Origin of the sequence: Antrihabitans auranticaus, from assembly GCF_016481275.1 — a bacterium.
In the GTDB taxonomy this organism is placed as follows: Bacteria; Actinomycetota; Actinomycetes; order Mycobacteriales; family Mycobacteriaceae; genus Antrihabitans.
Map to the genome: position 1 here is coordinate 1,081,168 of NZ_JAEMNW010000002.1, position 25,623 is coordinate 1,106,790.

Annotated in this window: 19 protein-coding genes; 12 read left to right on the forward strand and 7 right to left on the reverse strand. The window is 65.3% G+C overall.

All coding sequences use genetic code 11. The features are described from left to right. Nucleotides 1-6 precede the first annotated feature (6 nt). Nucleotides 7-3,573, reverse strand: a complete 3,567-nt coding sequence (gene metH / locus JGU72_RS13150; RefSeq protein ID WP_199684325.1) for a methionine synthase — start codon at nucleotides 3,571-3,573, stop codon at nucleotides 7-9. 47 nt (nucleotides 3,574-3,620) lie between these two features. Next, nucleotides 3,621-4,187 (reverse strand): SRPBCC family protein, encoded by a 567-nt coding sequence (locus tag JGU72_RS13155; protein ID WP_199684326.1) that lies wholly within the window; start codon nucleotides 4,185-4,187, stop codon nucleotides 3,621-3,623. 38 nt (nucleotides 4,188-4,225) lie between these two features. On the opposite strand from JGU72_RS13155, the gene JGU72_RS13160 reads away from it, so the two are divergent. The 8 genes from JGU72_RS13160 (at nucleotide 4,226) to JGU72_RS13195 (ending at nucleotide 17,181) form a co-directional block, all read left to right on the forward strand. Next, nucleotides 4,226-5,107 (forward strand): PAC2 family protein, encoded by an 882-nt coding sequence (locus JGU72_RS13160; RefSeq protein ID WP_199684327.1) that lies wholly within the window; start codon nucleotides 4,226-4,228, stop codon nucleotides 5,105-5,107. Between the two features lie 38 nt (nucleotides 5,108-5,145). Then, nucleotides 5,146-5,676 (forward strand): hypothetical protein, encoded by a 531-nt coding sequence (locus JGU72_RS13165; protein WP_199684328.1) that lies wholly within the window; start codon nucleotides 5,146-5,148, stop codon nucleotides 5,674-5,676. A 112-nt stretch (nucleotides 5,677-5,788) separates the two neighbouring features. Further along, on the forward strand, nucleotides 5,789-7,213 hold the full coding sequence (locus JGU72_RS13170; RefSeq protein WP_199684329.1) for a PepSY-associated TM helix domain-containing protein: 1,425 nt from the start codon (nucleotides 5,789-5,791) through the stop codon (nucleotides 7,211-7,213). Nucleotides 7,214-7,360: 147 nt separating this feature from the next. Next, entirely contained in the window at nucleotides 7,361-9,850 is a 2,490-nt protein-coding gene (gene nirB / locus JGU72_RS13175) for a nitrite reductase large subunit NirB (protein ID WP_199684330.1), read from the forward strand. Then, on the forward strand, nucleotides 9,847-10,209 hold the full coding sequence (locus JGU72_RS13180) for a Rieske (2Fe-2S) protein (RefSeq protein WP_199684331.1): 363 nt from the start codon (nucleotides 9,847-9,849) through the stop codon (nucleotides 10,207-10,209). The genes nirB and JGU72_RS13180 overlap by 4 nt, the downstream gene beginning before the upstream one ends. Before the next feature lie 38 nt (nucleotides 10,210-10,247). Then, nucleotides 10,248-11,723 carry a TIGR02677 family protein gene (locus JGU72_RS13185; RefSeq protein ID WP_199684332.1) on the forward strand — a complete coding sequence of 492 codons (1,476 nt, stop codon included), beginning with the start codon at nucleotides 10,248-10,250 and terminating at the stop codon, nucleotides 11,721-11,723. Next, complete coding sequence (locus JGU72_RS13190; protein ID WP_307828423.1) at nucleotides 11,720-13,039, forward strand: TIGR02678 family protein; 1,320 nt, start codon at nucleotides 11,720-11,722, stop codon at nucleotides 13,037-13,039. Before JGU72_RS13185 ends, JGU72_RS13190 begins: the two co-directional genes overlap by 4 nt. Beyond that, a complete protein-coding gene (locus JGU72_RS13195) occupies nucleotides 13,036-17,181 on the forward strand; it encodes a TIGR02680 family protein (RefSeq protein WP_199684333.1) in 4,146 nt (1,381 codons plus the stop codon). Before JGU72_RS13190 ends, JGU72_RS13195 begins: the two co-directional genes overlap by 4 nt. A 25-nt stretch (nucleotides 17,182-17,206) precedes the next feature. Here JGU72_RS13195 and mshC read toward each other — a convergent pair whose 3' ends face one another. Genes mshC through JGU72_RS13220 form a run of 5 tightly spaced genes read right to left on the reverse strand, consistent with a single transcriptional unit; the run spans nucleotide 17,207 to nucleotide 21,530 of the window. Further along, nucleotides 17,207-18,448 carry a cysteine--1-D-myo-inosityl 2-amino-2-deoxy-alpha-D-glucopyranoside ligase gene (gene mshC, locus JGU72_RS13200; RefSeq protein WP_199684334.1) on the reverse strand — a complete coding sequence of 414 codons (1,242 nt, stop codon included), beginning with the start codon at nucleotides 18,446-18,448 and terminating at the stop codon, nucleotides 17,207-17,209. 53 nt (nucleotides 18,449-18,501) lie between these two features. Beyond that, nucleotides 18,502-19,308 carry an SCO1664 family protein gene (locus tag JGU72_RS13205; protein ID WP_374101114.1) on the reverse strand — a complete coding sequence of 269 codons (807 nt, stop codon included), beginning with the start codon at nucleotides 19,306-19,308 and terminating at the stop codon, nucleotides 18,502-18,504. After that, the gene (locus tag JGU72_RS13210; protein WP_199684336.1) at nucleotides 19,305-19,898 is read right to left on the reverse strand and encodes a DUF3090 domain-containing protein; all 594 of its coding nucleotides are present in this window, start codon (nucleotides 19,896-19,898) and stop codon (nucleotides 19,305-19,307) included. The genes JGU72_RS13205 and JGU72_RS13210 overlap by 4 nt, the downstream gene beginning before the upstream one ends. Nucleotides 19,899-19,922: 24 nt before the next feature. Then, nucleotides 19,923-20,678 (reverse strand): histidine phosphatase family protein, encoded by a 756-nt coding sequence (locus tag JGU72_RS13215; RefSeq protein ID WP_199684337.1) that lies wholly within the window; start codon nucleotides 20,676-20,678, stop codon nucleotides 19,923-19,925. 9 nt (nucleotides 20,679-20,687) lie between these two features. Then, nucleotides 20,688-21,530, reverse strand: coding sequence for an undecaprenyl-diphosphate phosphatase (locus JGU72_RS13220; protein ID WP_199684338.1), 843 nt, complete (start codon nucleotides 21,528-21,530; stop codon nucleotides 20,688-20,690). A gap of 134 nt (nucleotides 21,531-21,664) precedes the next feature. On the opposite strand from JGU72_RS13220, the gene JGU72_RS13225 reads away from it, so the two are divergent. The 4 genes from JGU72_RS13225 to JGU72_RS13240 are packed head-to-tail and all read left to right on the forward strand — an operon-like array spanning nucleotide 21,665 to nucleotide 25,527. Continuing rightward, the gene (locus JGU72_RS13225; protein ID WP_199684620.1) at nucleotides 21,665-22,597 is read left to right on the forward strand and encodes an aldo/keto reductase; all 933 of its coding nucleotides are present in this window, start codon (nucleotides 21,665-21,667) and stop codon (nucleotides 22,595-22,597) included. A 13-nt stretch (nucleotides 22,598-22,610) separates the two neighbouring features. Then, a complete protein-coding gene (locus tag JGU72_RS13230) occupies nucleotides 22,611-23,621 on the forward strand; it encodes a heme/hemin ABC transporter substrate-binding protein (protein ID WP_199684339.1) in 1,011 nt (336 codons plus the stop codon). Beyond that, complete coding sequence (locus tag JGU72_RS13235) at nucleotides 23,618-24,685, forward strand: FecCD family ABC transporter permease (RefSeq protein ID WP_199684340.1); 1,068 nt, start codon at nucleotides 23,618-23,620, stop codon at nucleotides 24,683-24,685. The genes JGU72_RS13230 and JGU72_RS13235 overlap by 4 nt, the downstream gene beginning before the upstream one ends. Before the next feature lie 29 nt (nucleotides 24,686-24,714). Beyond that, nucleotides 24,715-25,527, forward strand: a complete 813-nt coding sequence (locus JGU72_RS13240; RefSeq protein WP_199684621.1) for a heme ABC transporter ATP-binding protein — start codon at nucleotides 24,715-24,717, stop codon at nucleotides 25,525-25,527. Nucleotides 25,528-25,623: the final 96 nt, after the last annotated feature.

Consider the following 25,623-nt stretch of genomic DNA (forward strand, 5'->3'; position numbering starts at 1 on the left):
TTCAACTCACGCGTTGAAGTACTTCGCTTCCGGGTGATGCAGGACGAACGCGTCCGTCGACTGTTCCGGGTGAAGTTGCAACTCTTCGGACAGCTTCACGCCGATTCGTTCGGCGTCGAGCAATGCGACGAGCTTTGCCCGATCCTCGAGTTCGGGGCAGGCGCCGTAACCGAAGGAGTAGCGCGCGCCGCGATAACCGAGTTTGAAGTAGTCGAGCACGTCGGACGGATCGTCTTCGGCGAGGCTGTGGCCGCTGAGGACGAGTTCTTCGCGCACCCGCCGATGCCAATATTCGGCCAAGGCCTCCGTCAGCTGCACACCGATGCCGTGCACCTCGAGGTAGTCCCGATAGGAGTTGGCCGCGAAAAGTTCGTTTGCGAAGTCCGCGATCGGCTGGCCCATGGTGACCAACTGGAACGGCAGTACGTCGACCTGCCCGGATTCTTTCGCCGCGGTTCGCGAGCGGATGAAGTCCGCGACGCACAGGAACCGGTCCCGTTGCTGCCGCGGGAACGTGAACCGGTAGCGCTCTTCGGCGTCCGGCGTCGGTTCCGCAAGCACGACGACGTCGTCGCCTTCGGAGACCGCCGGGAAGTACCCGTAGACGACGGCCGCGTGCGCGAGAATTCCGTCGGTGCTCAGCCTGTCCAGCCAGTACCGCAGCCGCGGCTTGCCTTCGGTCTCGACCAACTCTTCGTAGCTGGGGCCTTCGCCACCCTTCTGCCCACGGAGCCCCCACTGTCCGAGGAACAGGGCGCGCTCGTCCAGCAGGCCTGAATACTCCGACAGTGCAACGCCTTTGACGATGCGATTGCCCCAGAAGGGCGGCGTGGGGACCGGCAGGTCTGCCGCGACGTTGGAGCGTTCTGGAATGACGACCGGAACCTCGGCTGCTTTGCGCTTCTCGGCAATTTTGCGAGACCGCTCGTGCCGGGCCTTGCGCTCTTCCGCCTTCTTCCGCTCGGCGATCGCCTCTTCGCTGTCGGGATCGGGACCACCGCCGCGCTTGCGGGTCATGATCGTGTCCATCAAGCGCAGACCCTCGAAGGCATCCCGCGCATAACTGACGTCGCCGTCGTACACCTCGGTCAGGTCGTTCTCGACATAGGACCGCGTCAGCGCCGCACCACCGAGAAGCACCGGGAACTGCTCGGCGACGCCCTTGGCATTGAGCTCCTGCAGGTTTTCCTTCATCACGACAGTCGACTTGACCAGCAGACCTGACATGCCGATGACGTCGGCCTTCTTGTCGATCGCTGCATCGAGAATCGTCGCGATGGGCTGCTTGATGCCGAGGTTGACGACCTCGTAGCCGTTGTTGGACAGAATGATGTCGACGAGGTTCTTGCCGATGTCGTGCACATCGCCCTTCACGGTGGCAAGCACGATCCGGCCCTTGCCGTCGTCACCCGTGCTCTCCATGTGCGGTTCGAGGTAGGCGACAGCGGCCTTCATGACCTCAGCGGACTGCAGCACGAACGGCAGCTGCATCTGGCCGGATCCGAACAGCTCGCCGACCGTCTTCATCCCGGACAACAGGGTCTCGTTGATGATTTCCAGAGGCGGCTTCTCGTCCATCGCGGAATCAAGGTCTGCTTCGAGCCCGTTGCGTTCGCCATCGACGATGCGTCGCTCGAGTCGGTCGAACAGCGGCAACCTGCCCAACTCTTGAGCTCGCGACTCCCGCGCTCCCGCGGCGGAAACCCCCTCGAACAACTGCATCAACTTCTGCAGCGGGTCGTAACCCTCGGATCTGCGGTCGTAGACCAGGTCGAGCGCTGTCTCGCGCTGCTCGTCCGGAATCCGCGCCATGGGCAGAATCTTCGACGCGTGCACGATCGCCGTGGTCAGCCCGGCTTCGACGCACTCGTGCAGGAACACGGAGTTGAGCACCTGGCGCGCAGCAGGATTCAGACCGAAGGAGATGTTCGACAGGCCGAGTGTCGTGTGCACCTCGGGGTGCTTCGCCTTGATCTGGCGAATTGCCTCGATCGTCTCGATGCCGTCGCGGCGGACCTCTTCTTGACCGGTCGAGATCGGGAAGGTCAGGGCGTCGATGATGATGTCGCTCTTGTCGAGACCCCAGTTGGTCGTGATGTCTTCGATGAGCCGGTCGGCGATCCGGACCTTCCACTCCGCGGTCCGCGCCTGCCCCTCCTCGTCGATGGTCAGGGCGACGACAGCCGCACCGTGCTCCTGGACCAGCTTCATGATCTTCTGGAAACGCGAATCCGGCCCCGCGCCGTCCTCGTAGTTCACGGAGTTCACGGCGCAGCGACCGCCGAGGTGTTCCAGCCCCGCCTCGAGCACGGCGGGTTCGGTGGAGTCGAGCATGATCGGCAACGTCGATGCCGTCGCCAATCTGCTTGCGAGAGCGGACATATCGGCCGCGCCGTCGCGTCCCACGTAGTCGATGTTCAGGTCGAGCATGTGTGCGCCGTCGCGAGTCTGGTCCTTCGCGATATCGAGGCACTTCTGATAGTCGGCCGCGAGCATCGCGTCACGAAATGCCTTGGAGCCGTTCGAGTTCGTGCGTTCACCGATCATCAGGATGCTGGCATCCTGCTGGAACGGGACAGCCGTGTAGATCGACGACACACCGGGCTCGTGAATATGTGTGCGCTTGCCCTTTTCGACCTCGCGCACCGCTTCGGCGACCTGGCGGATGTGTTCGGGCGTCGTGCCGCAGCAGCCCCCGACGAGTGCTAGACCGAACTCGCGCACGAACCCACTGAGCGCGACTGCAAGTTCTTCGGGTGTCAGCGGGTACTCGGCGCCGGTCGGACCGAGTTGCGGCAGACCGGCATTCGGCATTACCGAAACGGGAAGCTTCGAGTACTTGGAGAGGTGGCGGAGGTGTTCGCTCATCTCGTCGGGACCGGTTGCGCAGTTGAGGCCGATGAGATCCACGCCGAGCGGTTCGATCGCTGTGAGTGCCGCGCCGATCTCGCTACCCACGAGCATCGTGCCGGTCGTTTCGACTGTCACGTGCGTGATGATCGGCAGGCGACGGCCGAGTTTCTCCATGGCGCGCTGGCTGCCGATGATTGCGGCCTTGACCTGCAGGAGGTCCTGGCAGGTCTCGACCAGGATCGCGTCCGCACCGCCGTCGATCATGCCGAGGGCGGACTCGGTGTAGGCGTCGCGAAGGATTGCGAACGGTGCATGACCGAGCGTGGGCAACTTGGTGCCCGGTCCCATCGAACCCAGGACGAAGCGAGCCATTCCGTCCCGGCCGGGGCCCATCTCGTCCGCGACGTCACGCGCGATTCGGGTGCCTTTTTCCGACAGTTCGCGAATACGGTCCGAAATGTCGTAATCGGCGAGGTTCGGCAGATTGCAGCCGAAAGTATTGGTCTCGACGGCGTCCGCGCCGGCCTCGAAGTACGCGCGATGGATATCCGCGAGCACGTCGGGGCGCGTGGCGTTGAGAATCTCGTTGCAGCCCTCGAGCCCGAGGAAGTCGTCGAGCGAAAGGTCCGCAGCCTGCAGCATTGTTCCCATGGCACCGTCGCCGATCACAACGCGCTGGCTGAGCGCATCGAGCAGGGCACTGTGGAATGGAGCAGGCATATGTCAAGAGTAGTGGGCCGATACGACACATCCGGCCATGGCTACCTTTAGGCGACCTGCGCCTGCCGATAGAGCGTCTCGACGTTGGTGCGAACGTGCTTGTCGCTGTGCCTGATCGCGGTCGCCGTCATAGCCTTGATCAGCGCACCGAGGGCGCGGCCCGCGATGCCGAAACCGACGCGGTAGTCGACCGTCGTCTTGATCTCCGTGCGATTGCCCGGCAGTGCGCGGAACGTCCACCTGACCTGGCCCTCGATCCCCCGGATCGACTTCATCGTAACCGCTGAGTTGGCAACCCACTCAATGGCTTCGACGAGCAGCGGTGTCGATCCGATCCGAACGTCGGTGTCGAAAACGGCGCCTTTTTCACGAACTTTGTCGCTCATCGGCACCAGTCGGGTCAACCCGAACATCCAATCGGGCGCGTTCCGGTAATCGGTCGCGTAGTCGAACGCGAACTCGAGCGGAGCAGCGACGATCGAGACGTGTTCGGCGTGGCCCAATTCGTGTCCTTCTTCGGTTCCGGCAGAGCTGTCCAGGGTACGTGCCCAATGTTTCGTGACGGTTATGCCGAGGGCTGAATGTGGCGGATGACACGAGGGCGCAGCCCGCATCGGCTCGAAGTTGGCGACCTGCGTCGTAGTCTGTCCAGGTGAGTCCAGACGAGCCCGACCCGATTCTGCCTGCGCTGCGCAACCCCGTGCTGGTTGCCGCGTTCGAGGGCTGGAACGACGCGGGCGACGCGGCGAGCGGGGCGGTCGAGCATCTGGAACTCATCTGGGACGCGGAACCATTGGCTGAGCTGGACTCCGAGGACTATTACGACTACCAGGTCAACCGCCCGACCGTGAAGCAGGTCGATGGGGTCACGCGCGAAATCCAGTGGCCGTCGACGTTTCTGTCTGTGTGTTCGCCGCCCGGTAGCCAGCGCGACGTCGTACTGCTGCGCGGCATCGAGCCGAATATGCGCTGGCGCAGCTTCTGCGACGACCTGCTCGAGTTCGTCGAGCAACTCGGTGTCAGCACCGTGGTCATTCTCGGCGCACTGCTGGCCGATACCCCCCACACGCGGCCTGTGCCCGTGACCGGCTCCGCCTACAGCAAAGAGGCCGCCGAGCAGTTCAAACTCGAACAGACCCGGTACGAGGGACCCACCGGGATCACGGGCGTCCTGCAAGACCACTGTGTGAAAGCGGGCGTTCCAGCCGTGTCGTTCTGGGCCGCCGTGCCGCACTACGTCTCGTCGCCGCCCAATCCGAAGGCGACGATCGCTCTGTTGCAGCGAGTCGAAGACGTCTTGGACATAGAGGTTCCGCTCGGCGAACTGCCCGGTCAGGCGGAGGACTGGGAGGAGGCGGTCACCGAAATGACGAAGGAAGACGAAGAGATCGCCGAATACGTGCGGACGCTCGAAGAGCGTGGCGACGCCGAGACAGACATTTCCGACGCCATCTCGAAGATCGACGGCGACGCGCTCGCCGCGGAATTCGAGAAGTATCTGCGCAGACGCGGCCCGGGCAGCTTCGGGTTGTAAGTGCGGACCGCGCACGACCTGCAAGTACGATCCTCCCCATGACGTCGGACACGAGTGGGGTGCTGCGACTTCGCGGCGCCCTCGTCGGGTCGGCGTCGGGCGTGGTCAGCGTCGGTGCGCACCTTTTCGGTGGCGGCATGGTTCCCGGCGATTCGACGCTCGTTCTCACGGTGGCCGCGTGTTCGGCGGTAGGTGCCGCGGTCTCGGGGATCAGACGTGAGCAGATCTCAGCCACCCTGCTACTGGCGTTGCTCGCGGCCGGCCAGCTCATCGGCCACACCGCACTCACCGTGTCGTCCGACCACATGCATCAACCGTTGCTCAGCACCCAGATGCTGGCCTTCCACACACTTGGGATTCTCGTCGCGCTGACCCTCGTGCGCGGTGTCGAGCACGCGTATCACGTTGTCGTGCAAAAGGTTCTGCGCGTCCTCCCGATGCTGCTGCGGCTACCGGTGGCACCGCTCCCCGCAACCGTCTCCGATACTCCGGTCTACCGCTGCGTCTTTTCCCGGTGGCTGCTTGTCAGCGCGGGGACTGGGACTCGCGGTCCGCCCGCGCTCGTCTAGCGAACTCGTACCCGGCGCGGCGCCGCTCTGGCCCGCGCAATTCTCTCGTGCCACCTGCGGCACGCCCTTTCGCTGACGCGTCTTCGGCGCGACCGATTCCGAAACGAGCAACATGTCCACGTTCGAACTGGAGCGCGGCCCCGCCGTGCCCGAACAACCAACCGATCTCGCCAAACCCCCACGAAAAGCTGCACGCAGCCTCCAGCCGTTGATGCTGCGCCTGCACTTCTACGCCGGCGTGCTCATCGCGCCTTTCATCCTGATCGCGGCCGTCACCGGTGGCCTCTACGCGATGGCACCGACCATCGACAGGTTCGTCTACGCCGACCTCACACACGTCAGAGCCGACGGTCCGGAGCTTCCGCTCACGACCCAGGTCGAGAATGCTGCGGCGGCATATCCAGACCTCACACTCAGCGGCGTGCGACCGCCCGAGACGTCAGAGGAATCGACACGCGTCTACTTCGCGGATCCGGAGCTGACCGGCGACAAGCAGCGAGCGGTGTTCGTCGACCCGTATTCCGGCGAAGTTTTGGGCACCGAACCCGTGTGGTTCGGCTACCTACCGCTCAGCACCTGGCTCGACGACTTCCACCGCAACCTTCAGCTCGGCGAACCGGGCCGTGTGTACAGCGAAATGGCGGCGTCCTGGATGTGGGTCGTCGCACTCGGTGGTCTGTACCTGTGGTTCGTGAAGGCGCGCAAGGATCGGGCACGGGAAAAGAAGCCACGCTTCTTCACGATCGACCGGTCCGCGACCGGGCGCGCCCGAACGCTCAATTGGCATGGCGTTGCTGGAATTTGGATCGTCCTCGGTCTGCTGTTTCTCTCCGCGACCGGCCTCACCTGGTCGAAGTATGCGGGCGAGAACGTCACCGAGCTGCGTACCGAGATGAGTTGGGAGCGGCCGAGTCTCGACACCGAACCGGCGGCTTCGGGCCACGAGGGTCATGGTGGTTCGCACGAGCACGGTGCGCAGGCGCAGCAGATCGACTACGACAAGATTCGCGACACAGCAGCACGCAGCGGTGTGACCGTCCCGATGGAGATCACGCTGCCGACCGAGCCCGGGGGCGCCGTCTCGGTTGCGGAGATCGAGAAGGCGTACCGCGTCGCTCAGGACTCGGTTGCCATCGATCCCGCCACGAACGACGTGACGTCCAAGCTCGACTACTGGCGTGACTACACGGTCGTTGCGATGCTCGCGGACCTCGGCATTCGCATGCACATGGGCTTCCTGTTCGGATTCCTGAATCAGCTGCTGCTGCTGGTTGTCGTCGGCCTCCTGACGACGGTGATCGTCCGCGGCTACCTGATGTGGTGGCGTCGCCGGCCGACGCGTGGGTCGGCATGGGCGGTCGGCCGACCTCCGGCGCGCGGCGGAGTCCGACGTATGCACCCCGCGTTCGCGGTCGGCCTCGGCGCCGCGGCTCTCGCCGTGGGCTGGTTCTTCCCACTGCTGGGACTGAGTCTGCTCGCCTTCCTCGTCGTCGACCTTCTGATCGGCGCAGGCAAGCGAATTCGGGCCCGGGCGTAGCCGAATGGGCGCAAAACGGCGAGCACGGCCATCGAAAAGCAGCCGGTCGACCCCTGACACACATTCGAAACGCATCGAGAGGTCTTCCTGATCCCCCGGTAACACGGAGGCAGTCGTTGCGTTACCAGGAGCGCCGACCCTTCAGGTATGCGCAAACTACTGGTCGTCGGAAACGGTATGGCCGGTGCTCGAACTGTCGAGGAGATACTTTCACGCGGGGGGCGTGAGCTGTTCGAGGTCACGATGATCGGCGACGAGCCCTACGGCAACTACAACAGGATCATGCTGTCCCACGTCCTGTCGGGCGAGACCGACTTGACCGAGCAGGGCCTCGACGACTCGGAAATGATGCTCAACCCGATGAGCTGGTATCGGGAAAACGGCGTGAAGCTGCACGTGGGCGACCGCGCACTGCAGCTTGACCGTTTCGCCAAACAGGTCACGTGCGAGAGCGGCCGTGTCGTCGATTACGACGTGCTGGTCGTGGCGACGGGCAGCAACACCTTCTTCCCGAACATGGACGGACTGCGCGAGCCGGACGGCCGACTGGCGCGCGGGGTCTTCGGCTTCCGCACGATCGCGGACACGAACGGCATGCTGCAGATGGCGCAGGCGCAGGACGACGTCACCGCGGTCGTTATCGGCGGCGGTCTGCTCGGCCTCGAAGCGGCGTACGGGCTGCGGATCCAAGGTCTCAACGTCAGCGTCGTGCACTCCCCCGGCCACTTGATGAACCAGCAGCTCGACGCGCGCGGTGGCCGCTTGCTGCGCAACAAGATCGAGCAGCTCGGCGTCGGAGTGCACACCTCGAAGCGCACAACTTCTGTCGTCCGCGACGAGCACGGCGACGTGACCGGTGTCGGCTTCGCAGACGACTCATCGCTGCCGGCGGACATGGTTGTGGTCACCGCGGGCATTCGGCCCAATGTCGAGTTCGCCCGCGCGGGCGGATTGGTGGTCGAGCGCGGAATCGTCGTCGACGATCAAATGCGCTGTGAAGACGAAGGTTCCGTGTATGCGGTCGGCGAATGCTGCCAGCACCGCGGCGAGCTCTACGGCCTGGTTGCACCTCTCTGGGAGCAGGCGAAAGTCTTGGCGGAGGTATTGACCGGCGCGAATCCCGATGCTGCGTACCAAGGTTCGCGGTCGTCGACCAAACTGAAGGTCGCAGGTATCGACGTCGCGGCGATGGGTGTGCAGGGACCCGAACTCGACGACGACGAGTTCGTGCAGTACTTCGAGCCCAGTACCGGCACGTACAAGAGCGTCGTCGTACGCGATGGCAAGCTCATCGGTGCAACACTTCTCGGTGACGTCAGCAAGATGGGTTTCCTGTCGCAGGCGTTCGACGACAAGGTTCCGCTCCCCGCCGACCGGATCAGCATGCTGTTCGACCTCGGAACTGCCGATGCCGCACCGAACATCGCCGATCTCCCCGACGAACTGCAGGTCTGCAACTGCAACGGTGTCACCAAGGGCCAGATCGTGGCGTGCGTACACAACGGCGCAAGCTCTGTCGCCGACGTCGTCGCAAAGACCCGCGCCGGCAAGGGCTGCGGTTCCTGCAAGGGTCTCGTCGGGGACATCGTCGCGTGTGCGGCGGGCGGTGCCTTGGTCGCCGACCCGTCCGCCGACTGGTACGTGAAGGCGATTCCGTTGACGAAGTCGGAACTCATTGCCGCCGTGCGCGATCAGGGCCTGCGTTCGGTATCGGAAGTGTTTGCCGAGCTGGCGCCCGAGGGTGAGGACGCGACCGCGAAGATGCCGCTGGCCTCCCTGCTGCGCGTCGTGTGGGGTCCGGACTGGGTGGACGAGCCCGGCGCGTTGTTCATCAACGATCGCGTCCACGCGAATATTCAGCGCGACGGCACGTTCTCCGTCGTGCCGCAGATGAAGGGTGGCGTGACAACACCCGACCAACTGCGCAGGATCGCTGACGTCGCGGACAAGTACAACGTGCCACTCGTCAAGGTCACCGGTGGGCAGCGCATCGATTTGCTCGGCATCAAGAAGGAAGACCTGCCGAAGGTGTGGGGCGATCTCGACATGCCGTCGGGCTACGCGTACGGCAAGAGCTTCCGAACAGTGAAAACCTGTGTCGGCACTGACTTCTGCCGCTTCGGGCTGGGCGATTCGACGGCGTTGGGTATCGCCATCGAGGAACGGTTCCAAGGCTTGGAGACGCCGGCGAAGCTGAAGCTCGCCGTCGCCGGTTGTCCGAGAAACTGCTCCGAGGCACTGTGCAAGGACTTCGGGGTGGTCGCCGTCGGTGACGGCCGATGGGAGATCTACATCGGCGGCGCGGCCGGCGCGCACATCCGCAGGGGGGATGTGCTCGCAACCGTCGACTCGCCCGAAGAAGTTCTCACACTGGCCAGCCGATTCATCCAGTACTACCGCGAGAACGCCAAGTGGCTCGAACGCACCTACGACTTCGTCCCGCGGGTGGGAATCGAAGAGCTGCAACGCCTCCTGGTCGCCGACGATGCCGGCATCGCCGCGGGGTTGGAAGAGCGGATGCAGACCGCCGTCGACGGCTACCGAGACCCGTGGCAGCAACGAAACGCGCCGCTGTCACCCGCACAGTTCACACCCTCGCTGCCCTTGCTCCCGTTGCCGCAGGTACCGGTCCGATGAGCGTCGATACGTGGGTTCCGGTGGGCTCGGTCGCCGAACTGACGCCCGGTGAGGGTCGCACGTACGTGGTCGACGGGCGTCAGGTCGCGGTGTTCCTCCTGGGCGATGGAACGGTGCGGGCCACCGACGCGACGTGCCCGCACAAGGGCGGTCCGTTGGCCGATGGCCAGACCGACGGCAAGGTCGTCGTGTGTCCTCTGCACCTGTACGCGTTCTCGCTCACGGACGGCACCTGCGGCGACGGGATCGATTCGGTCAGGGTGTACGAGGCGCGCGCAGTGGACGGCGTGATCTCCGTGGGGCCTGCGGCCCCGCGCGCGGTTGACGAGTCCCTGGCCTCTCCTACCGCGCACGGGTAGCTTGCTGCGCCCCGCCGCGCGCCAACTAGTCTCGTCGAGTGCCCGAACCCGCCGACCGACTCCTTCGCGACGAGCGGCTCCGGCTGTTCTCGTTTGCGACGGCGGAGAAGCGGGCCGACTATCTCGTGGTCCTCAGGGCCTTCGACAACGCTCGGACCAGGTACGTTGTCCTCCTCCATGCCGGTGATGTCGAAGAGTTGGTTGCGCGAGACGGTGGCGAACTGAGCGCCAGCGAAGCGACTCCCCTGCTCGAACAGCTGCACACCTGGGGCGTTCTCGAGCGGAGTTACGACGGCAGCCGCGCCGCGAACCTCGCCGAATATCGCAACCGGCATTACGTCTACCAGTTCGCCCAGGCCGGGTTCGAGGCCTACCGCGCGGTGGAGGCAGTCCTCGATACGCGCGTCGAAGATGCCGCCCTGTCGCGACTCGTGCTGCCCGAGCTGCTCGCCGACCTCGAGCAACTCGCTGCGGCCAACCGGGCAGCCGACGCCGACGCCGTCTACCGCAAACTCAGTCGGCTCGACTCGGCACTGTCGGACATGGCGACCCGCGCGGCCCATTTCTATCTGTCGCTCGGTGACCTCGTCCGCACTACCGAGGTGACGCCAAAATCGTTCTTGGCCCACAAGGACGCCTTGTTGTCGCACATGCGCGAGTTCAGCCTCGACCTCGCCCGGTATGCACCCAAGCTCGCCGCGGCGATCGGTGCCGTCGAGGCAACGGGCCTGGCACGCATGCTGGATCGAGCGGCGGCCAGTGACGAGCGGGTACTGCTGTCGTTGGACGAACGTCGCGAAGACTGGGCCGCCCGTTGGCTCGGCCTCACGAAATGGTTCGTCACCGCGGAAAGCGAACTGAGCGAATCGGATCGGCTTCGCGAGGGCACGATGAGTGCGATCGCGGCCGTCTTGTCGTTGCTGCGCCGCGTGACCGAGAGTCGCAAGGGTGGTGTCAGCCGCGAATCGGCACTGCGGCACCTCGCGGGCTGGTTTGCTGCCGCACCGACGGACGACGCCGCCCATGCACTGTTCGGCGCCGTATTCGGGCTGACGAAGCCGCGCCACCTTGCCCTCGAACACCCCGATGCAGAGTTGGTTCCTTGCACGCGATCGTGGTGGGAGGCGCCACCTGTCGAGATCTCGCGCACACTCGCAGAGACCGGTCGCGCCCCAAGCCCGGGCGCACCTGGCCGCATCCAGCGCAATGACGCCAGTATTCGGCGCCTTCGCGACGCCCAACTGCAAGCGCAACGGTCGCGGGCGGAAGCGGCGGCGTCACTGCGGGCGGGCGGTGTCTACGACCGAATTCTCGACGAGGAGGAGACGGAAGTGTTGCTCGGCCTGCTCAACGCAGCCCTCGGTGCGCGTGTTCCGGTGAGTGGTCGCACGCAAGGCTCGACCGGTTCCGGAAGCGGCGTAAAGCTCACTGTCACACCGCATCCCCGATCGACGATCGTGCAGACCGCTCGCGGAGTCCTGCATCTGGATGGCCTCGAGGTCAGCGTCTCGTGACGGTCATACCGCCTCTTGCGCTCGGCGATTATCAACGTGCGGCGCGGATCATTCTGGCTAATCACCTTGTGACGCCGCAGTATCCGGACCGCATTGCCTTGCCGCTGTTGCGCCGCTGGGCGACCGAGTTGCGCGCCGACATGCTCGACCTCTTCGGCTATCGGCTCGAAGTCACCGAGTCCACGGCACGACTGTTCCCAGTCGCGGACCGCCTCGATCCGACCCAACCGGCCCGCACAGCGACGGACCGCATCTTCGACCGGCGTCGATATGCCTATCTCACTCTGGCATTGGCAGCACTCGGTCGTGCCGGCGATCAAATTACGTTGTCCGAGTTGGCCGCCCATGTCGCCGCCGAAACGGCACGGGTTCGGGGACTCGAACTTGCCACCGAGCGGTCCGCCGACCGTGACGCTTTCGTCGACGCGGTTGGCTGGCTCGCGACTCGCGGGGCGATCGCATTGGCAGACGGCGACGCCGGCGGTTGGGCATCCGACCCCGAATCCGGCGAGGCTTTATACGACATCGACCGAACGGTCGTGTTGGCCCTGTTCCGTCCGCCGCGCGCACTGCAGCATCTGCACAGTGTCGCAGGCCTTCTCGGCAACGAGGACGGTGCGACGCACGACGGACACGAACCTGCTCGTCGCGTACGCCGGGCGTTGGTGGAAAGGCCTGTCGTCTACGTCGACGACCTCCAACCGGAAGAGCGCGCACTGTTGACGACGGGGCGCGTGCTCCGTGACGTCGAGCGCCTCACCGGGCTACACGCCGAGCGCCGCGCCGAGGGTGTCGCCCTGATCGATACGTCGGGCCGGTTCTCCGACACCCGGTTTCCGAGCACCGGCACTCTTGCCCAGGTCGCGTTGCTGCTCGCCGGGGAAATCGCCGAGCGCGTGCTCGATCCGGACGTCGAATCGGCGCTGCTCGAGCATGCCGCCGACGACGGCATCCGCGACCAACTCGATTCGGCCATCCCCGATTCGACGGTGTTCGAGGCGCTCGCGGAAGTGGCCGAACCCGAGGCCACGGCGATCACGCCGGGCGCGTTTCCCTTCGTCGAGGACTCCTGGCTGGCCGAGACGGTGCACGAACTCGTCGCGCTGTACGGCAAAACCTTTGCCGCGCAATGGCAGGCCGATCCGGACGGGCTGCGTGCCGGGGCCGTTGCGCTACTCGTCCGACTGCGACTTGCCGCGCAGGTCGACGGCGGCATCCTCGCGCTGCCCGCGATTGCGCGGTACCGCGGTGTCGTCGTCGATGTCCGCTCGCGACCGCCGGAATCCGTACTCTTTGCCGAAAGCGAGGCGATATGACTCGAAGCGCCAGGTTCCGGCCGACCCGCGCCGGGATCGTCAATCTCTGGGACTACCGCGATCAGGAGTTCTCCTTCGCCGACGGACGACTCGTGCTGCGCGGCCCCAACGGCTCGGGCAAGACGAAGGCGCTCGAAGTCTTGTTTCCGTTCGTGCTCGACGGCCGCATCGAGCCGCGACGGCTGAATCCCTTTGCGGGCGAAGAGCGCACGATGAAGTCGAACCTCCTGTACCGAAAGCAGGAATCGGCGCACTCGTATGTATGGATGGAGTTCTCTCGGGGCGACCGCGACGACCCGGAGGCCGTCACTGTCGGAATCGGCATGCGGGCGATCCGGTCGAGCGACAAGGTCACCCGGTGGTACTTCGTCGCGGACGGTCGTGTCGGCGTGGACTTTTCGCTGCTCGGGCCCGACGACCGGCCACTGACCCGCAGGCAGCTTTCCGACGAGTTGGGCTCCGACGCGATCGTCGATCGTCCCGTGGATTACCGAGCAGCGATCGACGCCCGATTGTTCGGACTCGGCACCCAGCGCTACGACCAGCTGATCAACCTGATTCTCACCTTGCGTCGCCCGCAGCTCGCCAAGAACTTGGACCCGAAAGGGTTGTCGCAGGCGCTCACCGACGGGTTGCGCCCGCTCGACGAGCAGCTGGTTCTGGATGCAGCGCGGTCGTTCAGCGACATGGAAGAGGTCGCCCGCACGCTCGAAGGGCTCGTCGCAGCCGACAACGCCGCGAAGCGGTTCGTCGAGATCTATGCGAAATATCTTGGTGTGCAAGCAAAGACGGACATCGACCAGGTGGCCCGGCGACTGACGTCCGTCGAGCACGCAACCACTGCGGTGTTCGCGGCCAAAGCGCTGCGGCAGCGCAGAGAAGGCGAGCGGGTTGCTGCCGACGAGCGCCTGGACGCGGCTGATCGGGCTCTCGACCACGCCACCGGCGACCGCGACACGCTGCTTCGATCCAGCGCGTACGAAGGCAAGCAGCAGCTCGACGACCTCGCCGAAGCCGTTCGCAAACTGGAACTTTCGGTCACCCAGCAGGCAGACAAGGCGCGTAAGGCACAAGAATCGCTGGCACAGCGGACCATCGACGTGGACCGAACGCGGACCGGTATCCGCGAGGCCGCGGCGGCCCTCGCGAGAAGCGACCAAGAACTCGAGAAGGCGGCAGCCGAAGCGGGAATCAGCTGGACCGCACCGCCGTCGCACGCACGCGCCGACCAGATCATGGCCGCCGTTCGCGCCCATGCCGAACAACGCGACGGTGACATTCGCGCCGTCCGAAAGGCTCTCGCCGTCGTGGATTCGGTAACAGCTGAGCGCGTCCGGACGGAGCGTTCAGCCGTGCGCGCGCACGAGCACGCCGACCAGGCCATTGCCGATGTCGCCGCGGCGGAGTCCGCGGTGGCGGTCGCCCGCGGCGAATGCGCCGCCGCGCTGCGGGATTGGTGGCTCACGCATTCCGAACACTACGGCGACGCAGCCGAGGAAGTCTTCGCTGCGCTCGACTCCGCTCTGTCTCGGGTCGGTGATGACGATGCACCGTCGCTTGCGGAAGTGCTTGCCGAACTGGCCGAGCCGATCGCGCAAGCAACGCAGATCGCACGGAGCGAAGCACGCCGGAATGCCGAGTTGGGCGCCGCCGAACTGTCCGCCGTGACTACGCAACGCGACCGCGTGGCCGCTGAAACAGACGACGCGCCTGCAGCTTTCGCAGCGCGCGTCGGTTCGCGCGACGACCTGCCCGGTGCACCGCTTTGGCAGCTGGTTCGGTTCGCCGACCACGTCGACTCTGCTGGCGCAGCAGGCATCGAGGCAGCCCTGCACGCGGCGAACATCTTGGATGGCTGGGTGTCGGCCGACCCGCCGATCTCGTTCGAATCCGAACAGTTCCTCGTTGCCCTGCCCGAGCCGGACAGGCCGATCGGACCGACATTGGCCGACGTTCTCGTCGTGGACGACGGCGCTTCCGTTCCGGCGGATCTCATAGTCGGGGTGCTGAAGTCGATTGCTCTCGACGGCAACGGGGTCAGCGTGCTTGCGGACGGCAGTTTCCGCCAGGGCGTCCAGATCGGTCGGCATACGAAGCCCGAGGCAGAGTTCATCGGCGCAGCAGCGCGCGCCCGTCGTCGCGTCCACCGGATCGGCGAGCTCGATGCGGCCAGCGCGACACTGTCTGCGGCGATCGACGCCGCCCGGGTGGACGAATCAACGTCAGCAGCGACTCTCACGCAAATATCTTCGGCTGCGAAGGCCTTGCCTCGGACAAACGGCATTCAGGTCGCGCTACGGAAAGTAACCGAAGCTGCCGGCGCACTTCGTTCGCGCACCGAGGCGGCGACCGTCGCCGATCGCGAACTGGACCACGCCGTCGCCGAATTGTCAGCTGCGCAGAAGCGGCTGCGCGCTGCTGCGGTGGAGCATCGTGCACCGACCACGGCACGCGAGCTGGACGCACTAGCAGCCGCCATCCGGCACTTCGAGAACACGGGCTCCGCGCTGTTGCGGCGGCGCGGCGAGTACGACCGGGAAGCCGAGCGCGAGCTCGAAGCGCAGCATCGCCTGGATGAGGCACGCGGCCTCGCCGAAGAACTTGCCGAAGAACAGGCCATCGCGCAGGAAAGTTTCGAGCAGCAGCGCCACAAACTGGACACTCTGAGCGAATCGCTGGGTGCGAGTAGCGATCAGATCGACGCCGAACTCGATCGCGCCCGAAACCGGATCGAGGCGTGCAAGGCGGAACAGCGGGCGGCGCGAAAGGCCGATCGCGAGGCGGGCGAAGCGGTCGGGCAGGCCGAAGGTGCGTATCACACTGCCGTCGAAGGTATTCGGAATGCGTTGACCGAGGCGCTCGCCGACGCGCGCCGCCTCGAGCCGTACGCACAGCGCGACATCCTTGCCCTGCTCGCTGTTTCGGCCGAATGCGCGTGGCCGTCGAGCGACGCGGCGTGGTCGACGGTGGATCAACTGCTGTACCGAATCGAAGCGGCAACCGGCCCAGACGATTTCGTGAGTGTTCTGCCGCCAGAGGTGCACGAACTGTTCACCGGCCTCGCAACCGCGACCGACGCTGTGCGCGTCACCGACGCAGCCCGGAAACCGACACGCACCGCGGTCACCTCCGCTTTGCAGGAGTTCGACGCACAACTTGCGGCATCGGGCCAACATTTCCGGCTGAACTGGGATGCCGCCGACGGTCTTACGGTCGTTCGCGTCCAGGACGAACAAGGCATGTCGTCGATGGCCGATTTCGCAGCACGCATCGATCGCGCGCGGCGGGAACAGGAGTTGCTGCTCACCGATGCCGAACGGCGCATTCTCGAGGACGCGCTGTTGACCGGACTGGCGCAGCAGATCCACGAACGAACCGTCGACGCACGGGATCTCATCGCACGCATGGGGTCGGAGATGAAGCAGCGCCGGATGTCGTCGGGCAACACGATCGGCGTGCACTGGGTTCTCGCCGACTCCCTCGACGAGGATGCGCGCGCCGTGTGCAAGTTGCTCGACCGGGACGCGTCGGTCCTCAACGCCGACGAACTCTCGCGGATCCGTGCGCATTTCGCGTCCGAGATCCGCTCCGCCCGCGCGGCGCATCCGGAGCGCTCATATCCCGAAATCCTTTCGGCAACACTCGATTATCGGCAATGGCGGGTATTCTCGTTCACGCTCATCTCCGGCAGTGGCACCGAAGACCGCCTCACGGTCGCGCGGCACAGCGCGCTGTCCGGCGGCGAGCAGTCGGTCTCGCTGCATCTGCCACTTTTCGCCGCTGCCCACGTCATGCTGTCCTCCGCGGATCCGCATTCACCACGGTTGCTTGCCCTGGACGAGGCGTTTGCCGGCGTCGATGACAACGGTCGGAGCGAATTGCTCGGGCTCAGTGTGCAATTCGATCTCGACCTGTTCATGACCGGCTACGACCTGTGGATCACCTACGCGCACGTACCGGGCTGCGCGCACTACGACCTGGCGCACTCGACGGCCGAAAACACGGTCAGCGCAGCGCTATTGGTCTGGGACAGCGGAGAACTCCTGGCCGAGCACGACGGTTCCGACCTTGCCGCCGCGCTGGGTTCGCCTCTGCGCCGCCGCGTGCCGACTCCGGTCGAAGGCGGGTTGGAGTTCGACTGACCTGACCTCCGGTCGCTCGGTCGATTCAGCGAACAGGTACGCCCAGCAACGCGTCGACTGCGTCGGCAATCTGGCCGGGCGCGGCCGTGTCCGAACCACCGTAGTTCAATGCCTGCGTGGCCCAGCCATCCACCGCATCAAGAGCTTTGGGTGTGTCCAGATCGTCGGCGAGATGCTGGCGAAGGCGAGCGATCACGTCGTCGGCGACCGGTCCGGAAGGCAGTGCAGCGGCGTCGCGCCACAACGCCAACCGTTCCTGGGCGGTTTGCAGCACCTCGGCGGTCCAGGCGCGGTCCTGCCGATAGTGCTCGGCCAGCAGGCCGAGGCGAATGCCGCGTGGGTCTACCTGCTGGCACCGCAACTTCGAAACGAACACGAGGTTGCCCTTGCTCTTGGACATCTTCTCGCCGTTGAGGCCGATCATGCCGGTGTGCACGTAGTGCCGCGCGAAACGACGACCAGGAGAGATGCATTCGGCGTGTGCGGCCGAGTACTCGTGATGCGGGAAGATGAGATCGCTGCCGCCGCCCTGGACGTCGAAACCGGACCCGATCCGGTTCAAAGCAATTGCCGCACACTCGATATGCCAACCCGGACGGCCCGCACCGAATGGCGATGGCCACGAGGGTTCGCCGGGTCGTTGCGCTTTCCAGACCAATGCGTCGAGTGGATCACGCTTGCCCGCGCGCGTCGGATCGCCACCGCGTTCGGCGAACAGACGGTCCATGGTCTCGCGGTCGTAGCCGGACTCGTAGCCGAACTGCTCGGTCGCGTCGGCGCGGAAGTAGACATCGGGGAACTCGGCATCGTCGACCACGTAGACACTGCCGCTGGCCTGAAGTTTTTCGATGAACTCGACGACTTCGTTGATCGATTCGACCGCACCGATGTAGTCGCGCGGCGGCAGAACCCGCAACGCCTCCATGTCCTCACGGAACAGCGCCGTCTCGCGCATGCCGAGAACCATCCAGTCCTCGCCGTCACGGTCGGCACGCTCGAAGAGTGGGTCGTCGACGTCGGTCACGTTCTGTACGTAGTGCACGTCATGACCGGCGTCGCGCCAGATCCGGTTCACCAGATCGAAGGTCAGATAAGTCGCGGCATGGCCGAGATGCGTCGCGTCGTAGGGCGTGATCCCGCAGACGTACATGGTGGCTGTCTTGCCTGGCGTGACGGGTCGAACCTGCCGATCTGCGGTGTCGTACAACCGCAACGGCGGACCGACGCCGGGAACAGACGGGACGGCGACGTCGGACCAAGACTGCATGACACGAGCCTAGCGAACCGGCTGACCAGACCAGATCGAGGCAGTGTCTCGCCTCAGAAAGCCGGCCACGGAATCGGACGCGACGTGCGTGGTTGCGGCATGACGGGATGCTCGAGAAGTTCCCCGGCCCGCTTGCCGATCGCCGTGATCTCCCAGTCGGTGATATGCGCGGAAAGCTCGTCGGCGACGCGACCGTCGAGCCGCTGCGTGAAGTTGGCGATGTCCGCCATCAACCCGTCGGGGATCGGCTCGCCAGCCCACCCCCAGAGAACAGTGCGCAGTTTGAGGTCTTTGTGCAGGCAAATGCCGTGGTCCACGCCGTAGACCTGACCGTCGAGGCCCTCGAGCGCGTGCCCGCCTTTGCGGTCGGCGTTGTTCAGGATGACGTCGAGCACCGCCATTCGCTGCAGTCGCGGGTCGTCGGCGTGGACGAGGGCGACCTCGTCGCCGAGCTGGTCGTGCGCGCGCAATATTTCGCGGAAACCTTCAGGGATCGCGGCGGGCGGGCAGAGGTCGACGAGGTCCATGCGGTCGCCGTCGTCGGTGTGATTGTCGACGGTGTCGACCCAGCGCTGGACCATTCCTGGCCCGAACGGTCCGTCGCGCAGAATCGTTTCCGGAATCACGTCCCAACCCAGAGCGTCCGAAATCAGATACGACGCGACCTCACGACCGGCCAGTGTGCCGTCGGGAAAGTCCCAGAGCGGGCGTTCCCCGCGGACGGGCTTGTAGACGCAGCGCACGACCTCGGAACCGGACTTGGCCTCACACACAACGGTGACGTTGCTGGCCTCCACGACGCGACCGATGACGGACAGCTCGCCCGCGCAGAGAACTTCGCTGTCCGTCAATGTGGTCAGAGCTCTTCGCCGAACGTCTCGCCGCCGCCGAAGACCTGTCCGCGGCGGTAGCCGTTCGTCCGGACGCACATGTGGCCGTCGGGTGAGAGGGGCTCACCGCAGAGCGGGCAGGGCGGTCGCCCGGCGGCGATGACTCGTTCCGACCGCGCCGCAAACTGACGCGCCTGGACAGGGGTCAAGAAGACCCGCACTGCGTCCGGGCCTTCTTCGGCATCGTCGAGCACAACGGACTCGTCGAATTCACCTTCGGTGACAGCCAGCAGTTCGACGACCACGGCACCGGCCTCCGCATCCCAGCCGAGACCCATCGTGCCCACTCGAAATTCCGCATCCACCGGCATCACCAGCGGATTCGTATCGTCGACATCGGCTTCTTCCGGCGGAACATCTGTGCCGAATCTGCGGTGCACTTCGTCGAGCAGCATTCCCATTCGGTCGGCAAGTACCCGGACCTGCTGTTTCTCCAGCGAGACACTCACAATGCGTGCTTCGTGGACGGCCTGCAGGTAGAAGGATCTATCGCCCGGTTCGCCCACAGTCCCTGCGACGAATCGATCCGGGGTGCGAAATACGTGTATTGCGCGTGGCATTGCACCTCCTGAACTGGTCCGTAGCTACTGAGTACCCGATCCACCGTCGAAAGCTTGATTTTTATTATCCCCGACCTCGACGTTACTGACCTCGCCGCCGGGTATCGGTTCCGAAGCCGTACCCGTCGTGTCGGCGGCGCGCGGTTTCGCGAAGTTCGCGAGGGCACTGAGGTCCGCGCCGGTGTCGTTGAACCGCCACACGTACGGTGACGTCGCCGAATACCGGACCACGCTGATCGACGCCGGCTCCGCGACTATCCGCTGGAAGCCATCCAGGTGAATCCCCAGCGCATCCGCGAGAATCGACTTGATCACATCACCGTGGGTGCACGCGATCCACAGCACGTCGCGGTCGTGTTGGGCCACCAGACGCGCTTCGTGCTGCCTGATCGCTGCGACGGCACGGATTTGCACCTCTGCAAGTCCTTCGCCACCGGGAAAGAACGCCCCCGACGCGTGCCGCTGCACCACTTTCCAGAGCGGTTCCTTCAACAGGTCCTTGATCGCCTGACCCGTCCACTCGCCGTAATCGACCTCCGCCAATCGATCTTCGACCACCGGCGTGAGGCCGAGCTTCTCGGCGAGCGGTGCGACAGTCTGCTCACAACGCAGCAACGGCGACCGCACGACTGCGTCGATGGGCAGCTGGCTCAGCCGGTCTGCGATAACGAGAGCTTGCTCGCGTCCGCGCTCGGCCAGTTCGACTCCGGGCGCGCGACCCGCCAGCGTGTGCGACAGGTTCGACGTCGACACGCCGTGCCGAAGCAGGATCACGGTCATGGGACTAGGTTATGTCGCCGATACGACGCCGGTTGCGAGCAGGGCAAGGACACCCGCACCGAGGATGATGCGATAGCCGACGAACCAGTACAGCGAGTGGTCGACAACGAACTTCAACAACCACGCGATCGATGCATATCCCAGGACGAAAGCGACGATCGTTGCGACCAGCAGTTGCGGTCCGCTGGCGTTCAAGCCGTCACCCGCGGGCTCGAATGCATCGGGCAGGCTGAACAGCCCTGATGCGGTCACCGCAGGAATCGCCAGCAGGAACGAGAACCGGACCGCTGCCTCGCGTTCGAGGCCGAGGAACAGCCCCGCACTCGTCGTCGCACCGGATCGAGACACCCCGGGTACGAGCGCGAGACATTGCGCCAAGCCCATCGAGATGCCGTCACGACTCGTCAACTTCCCGATCGGGCGCTGTTTGCGGCCGAAACGCTCGGCGGCGGCGATCACGAGCGCGAACACGATGAGCATCGTGGCAATCAGCCAGAGATTGCGCGCACCGGTCCGGATCTGGTCCTTGAACAGGAATCCGAGCACTCCGATCGGGATCGTCGCGATGATCACGTACCAGCCCATCCGGTAGTCGAGATCGCGTTTCCCAGCGTCGAGCAAGCCACGGAACCAGGCCATCACGATGCGGGCGATGTCTCGTGCGAAGTAGACGAGCACGGCGGCTTCGGTGCCCAGTTGGGTTACCGCCGTGAAGGATGCGCCGGCGTCGTCACCGAAGAAGACCTCCGAAACAATGCGGAGATGACCGGACGACGAGATCGGCAGGAACTCCGTCAAACCCTGCACGATCCCGAGGACTATCGCCTGGATCCATGTCATCGACTCGACCATCAGCGAACCGCCCGCGCGCCCGAAATATGAGCGCGATCCCAATTACCCCAGCTAACTACGTGTTTCACGCTCGCGACCCTACCCGGCGTGCCCGTCCTGCCGCTCGGCGGCAAGCCGACTACGCTAGCGCGGTGATGAAGCAGGTAACAGTCGGGAACAGCGGTTTGCGCGTGTCGCGAATTGGCTTCGGGACGCTGACGTGGGGGCGCGAGACCGACGGTGACGAAGCTGCTGCCCAACTTTCCGCATTCGCCGAGGCCGGCGGCACGCTCGTCGACACCTCCCCCGCCTACAGCAGCGGGACCGCACAGCGCATTCTGGCCGAGTTGCTCGGCGATGTCGTGCCACGCGATGCACTCGTGCTGAGCGGCACGTCGGGGATCGACGCCACAGTCGCGGGCCTAGAACAGATCGATTGCTCACGACGCGCACTGCTGCACCATCTGGATCGCACGTTGCGCGAACTCGGCACCGATCACCTCGATGTCTGGCAGGTAGCTGCGTGGGACGACGAGACACCGGTCGACGAAGTCGCCGCAACACTCGAGTACGCGGTGGCGACCGGTCGTGCCCGATACGTCGGGGCCCGCGGCTTCGCAGGCTGGCAGCTCGCGACCATTGCGCAGACGGTAGGCACAGGCTTCGTCGTCGCCGAGTCGGCGTACTCGTTGCTGGACCGCTCGGCAGAATACGAATTGGTACCCGCCGCGCAGCACCACGGTGTCGGCCTCTTCGCCGACATGCCACTCGCCGGCGGCATCTTGACAGGTAAGTACCGGTCCGGGATTCCGGCCGACTCGCGCGGTGCCGACGAGAGCCGCGGGGAGGAGGTCCGCGGACATCTCACCGACCGCACAAATCGTGTCGTCGAGGCTGTCGTCACTGCCGCCGATGGACTCGGCACATCGCCGCTGGCCGTCGCACTCGCGTGGGCCCGGGATCGCGCGGGTGTGTGCAGCGCGATCGTCGGTGCGCGCGACAGCGCCCAGCTCACCGGGGTGCTCGCGGGCGAAGAACTCGAACTCCCCCGCGCCATCTCCTCAGCGCTCGACGACGTGAGCGCTTGAGTAGGTTGTACTCGTGACCCGCCGCCGACTCGCCGTAGTTCTGTGCACTCTCGCAGCTTTGACAGTCGCCGGGTGTTCGGCCGACGGTCCTGGCGGATCGGCGGAGCAAAAGGGCCATTCGACGGCCATCGTCGCCAACCTCGACCCCGAACCGATTGCCCCTAACCCGACGCCGCAGCTTCCGGTAACGGTGCGCGGATTCGACGGCACGGAGGTCACGGTTACCGACGTCAGTCGAATTGTCGCCATCGATCTCTATGGCACGCTCGCGCAGACGGTGTACGGGCTTGGCCTGGGTGACAACCTCGTCGGCCGCAGCACTGCCGCGAGCTTCCCCGCGGTGCAAGACGTTCCGAACGTCACTGCCGGCGGTCAGAGCGTCAACATCGAGGCGGTCGCAGCATTGCGGCCGACAGTGATCCTCACCGATGCCTCGATCGGCGACGCCACGCTCCGCGATCAACTGAAAGCTGTCAGCGGTGCAGTGGTCCTGTTCGACTCGAACCGTACGGTCGATGGTGTGGGTCCCTACATCGAATCGGTTGCGATCGCGCTCGGCGTACCGACGGAGGGTCGAAAGCTCGCCGAACGGACCACGCAGGAGATCGACGCTGCAATCGAAGGAATCGACAAGCCGGACAAGCCGATTCGGGTTGCATTCGTCTATCTGCGCGGGACGAGTGTTGCTTTTCTCGCCGGTCCCGGCTCAGGCGCAGATTCCTTGATCGCGGCGCTGGGTGCCGAGGACGCCGGCACCGCGTCCGGACTCACCAGCCAATTCGTACCGGTCAACAGCGAAGCGATGATCGCGGCGGCGCCCGACGTGTTCCTCACGATGTCAAAAGGCCTCGAGACGGTTGGCGGACCCGAGGGACTCGAGAAGTTACCCGGCGTCGGACAGACCCCGGCCGGTCGCAACCAGCGAGTCGTCGACATGGACGACGGCGCGATCCTGAGCTTCGGTCCAAGCACCGGCCATGTGCTCGCTGCCCTGGCTGACGCGATCTACCACCCGGCCGAATGACCCAGACGACGTCGAGGCGCACGCTGGTCGACACCAACAGAGCCATTGTCGTCATCGGAATACTTGTCGTACTGCTGCTCGCACTCACGATCGTGTCTGCGTGTGTCGGCCAGGTCCCGACATCACCGGCTGAAGTTCTCGGGAGCATCGCGCACCGCCTGCACCTCGATATCGGGCCGATGCCCGCGCACCCGGCCGGCGAAGACGTGCTTTGGTACGTGCGCTTCCCTCGGATCGTGTTGGCGATCGTGGTCGGCGGCGCATTGGGCTGCGCGGGAGCGCTGTTGCAGGGCATCTTCGCGAACCCGCTCGCCGAGCCCGGGGTCATCGGCGTATCGGCGGGGGCAGCGGTCGGCGCGAGCACAGTGATCGTCATCGGCGGCACATTCGTCGCCGGATGGTCGGTGGCAGCGGCGGCGTTCTGCGCCGGGCTCCTGACGACGTTGTTGGTGTATGCCCTGGCGAGGTCCGGCGGCAGGACCGAAGTCGTGACACTGGTCCTGACCGGAATAGCTGTGAATGCGTTCGCAGGCGGACTGATTGCCTATCTCACGTTCGTTGCAACCCCGACCGCCCGCGACCGCATCGTGTTCTGGCAGTTAGGCAGTCTGGCGAGCGCGACGTGGGAGTCCGTCGCGATCGTTACCCCGATGGCCGCAGTCGGAATCGCAGCGGCACTTGCGATTTCGTCCCGAATCGACCTTCTCGCCCTCGGCGAGAGTGTGGCGCGAAACCTCGGTGTCGATGTCGAGCGGCTGCGTCAGGTCGCGATCGTCATCGTGGCTCTGCTCGCAGCGGCGAGCGTCGCATTTACTGGAATCATCCTGTTCGTCGGACTGGTCGTACCGCATCTCATGCGAATGCTGGTCGGTCCCGCGCATCGAATCCTCATTCCCACCAGTACGCTCGCGGGCGCAATCGTGTTGCTGGCCGCCGACATCGGGGCCCGCACGCTCGTCGCCAACGCCGATCTGCCTCTCGGCATGTTGACGTCATTGGTCGGTGGACCGTTCTTCTTCTGGTTGTTGCGACGCACGAGGTCCGAGCAGGGAGGCTGGGCGTGATTCCGGCGGCGCTCTCGAGGCTCAAGGGCATGTTCGTGCGGCGCCTCGACGTTCCGACGGCGGCAGCACCGGGAACCGTGACGATGTCCGCCACGGGAGTGTCGGTCGACCGGCGTGGTCGGCGAGTGCTCGAGGAGATCGATTTCGACGTCGTCGCAGGCGAGATCGCAGCGCTGGTCGGCCCGAACGGCGCCGGGAAATCGACACTTCTGGCCGCACTATCGGGTGATCAACGGATTTCTTCCGGCTCGATTGCGTTGGATGGCGCGGAGTTACGGTCCTGGGCGCCGATCGAAATGGCGCAACGACGAGCAGTCCTCCCCCAGAGCCACACCGTAGGTTTCGCATTCACCGCCCGCCAGATCGTCGGGATGGGTCGGGCGCCGTGGCGCCGCACCCTCCTGCGTGACGAGGACGACCACGCCGTCTCGGCAGCGCTCGCGGCGTGCGACGCGCTGGAATACGCAGATCGACCGTTCCTGGCGTTGTCGGGTGGAGAGCGAGCGCGAGTCGCGTTGGCGCGCGTGCTGGCGCAGGGAACGGGAACCCTGTTACTCGACGAACCCACCGCCGCACTCGACCTCGCCCACCAAGAAGCAGTGATGCGACTGGTACGCAATCAAGCCGATGCCGGTGGGGCGATCGTCGTCGTATTGCACGACCTCGGACTCGCGGCGGCCTACGCCGACCGCGTCGCAGTCCTCGAGAACGGTCGCAAGGTGGCGGACGGTCCCCCGCGCGAAGTCTTGTCCGCCGACCTGTTGACCAAGGTCTACGGCCATCCCGTCGAAGTACTGGCTCACCCCGAAACCGGCGCGCAGTTGGTGTTACCGCGGCGCTGAGCGGGCCAGGACGGCGGGGGGGGGCACGGGCCCACTCGCCGAAGCCGACTCACATTGCCCTTGCCGAGCGGGCCACCACAGCGCGATTACACGCCC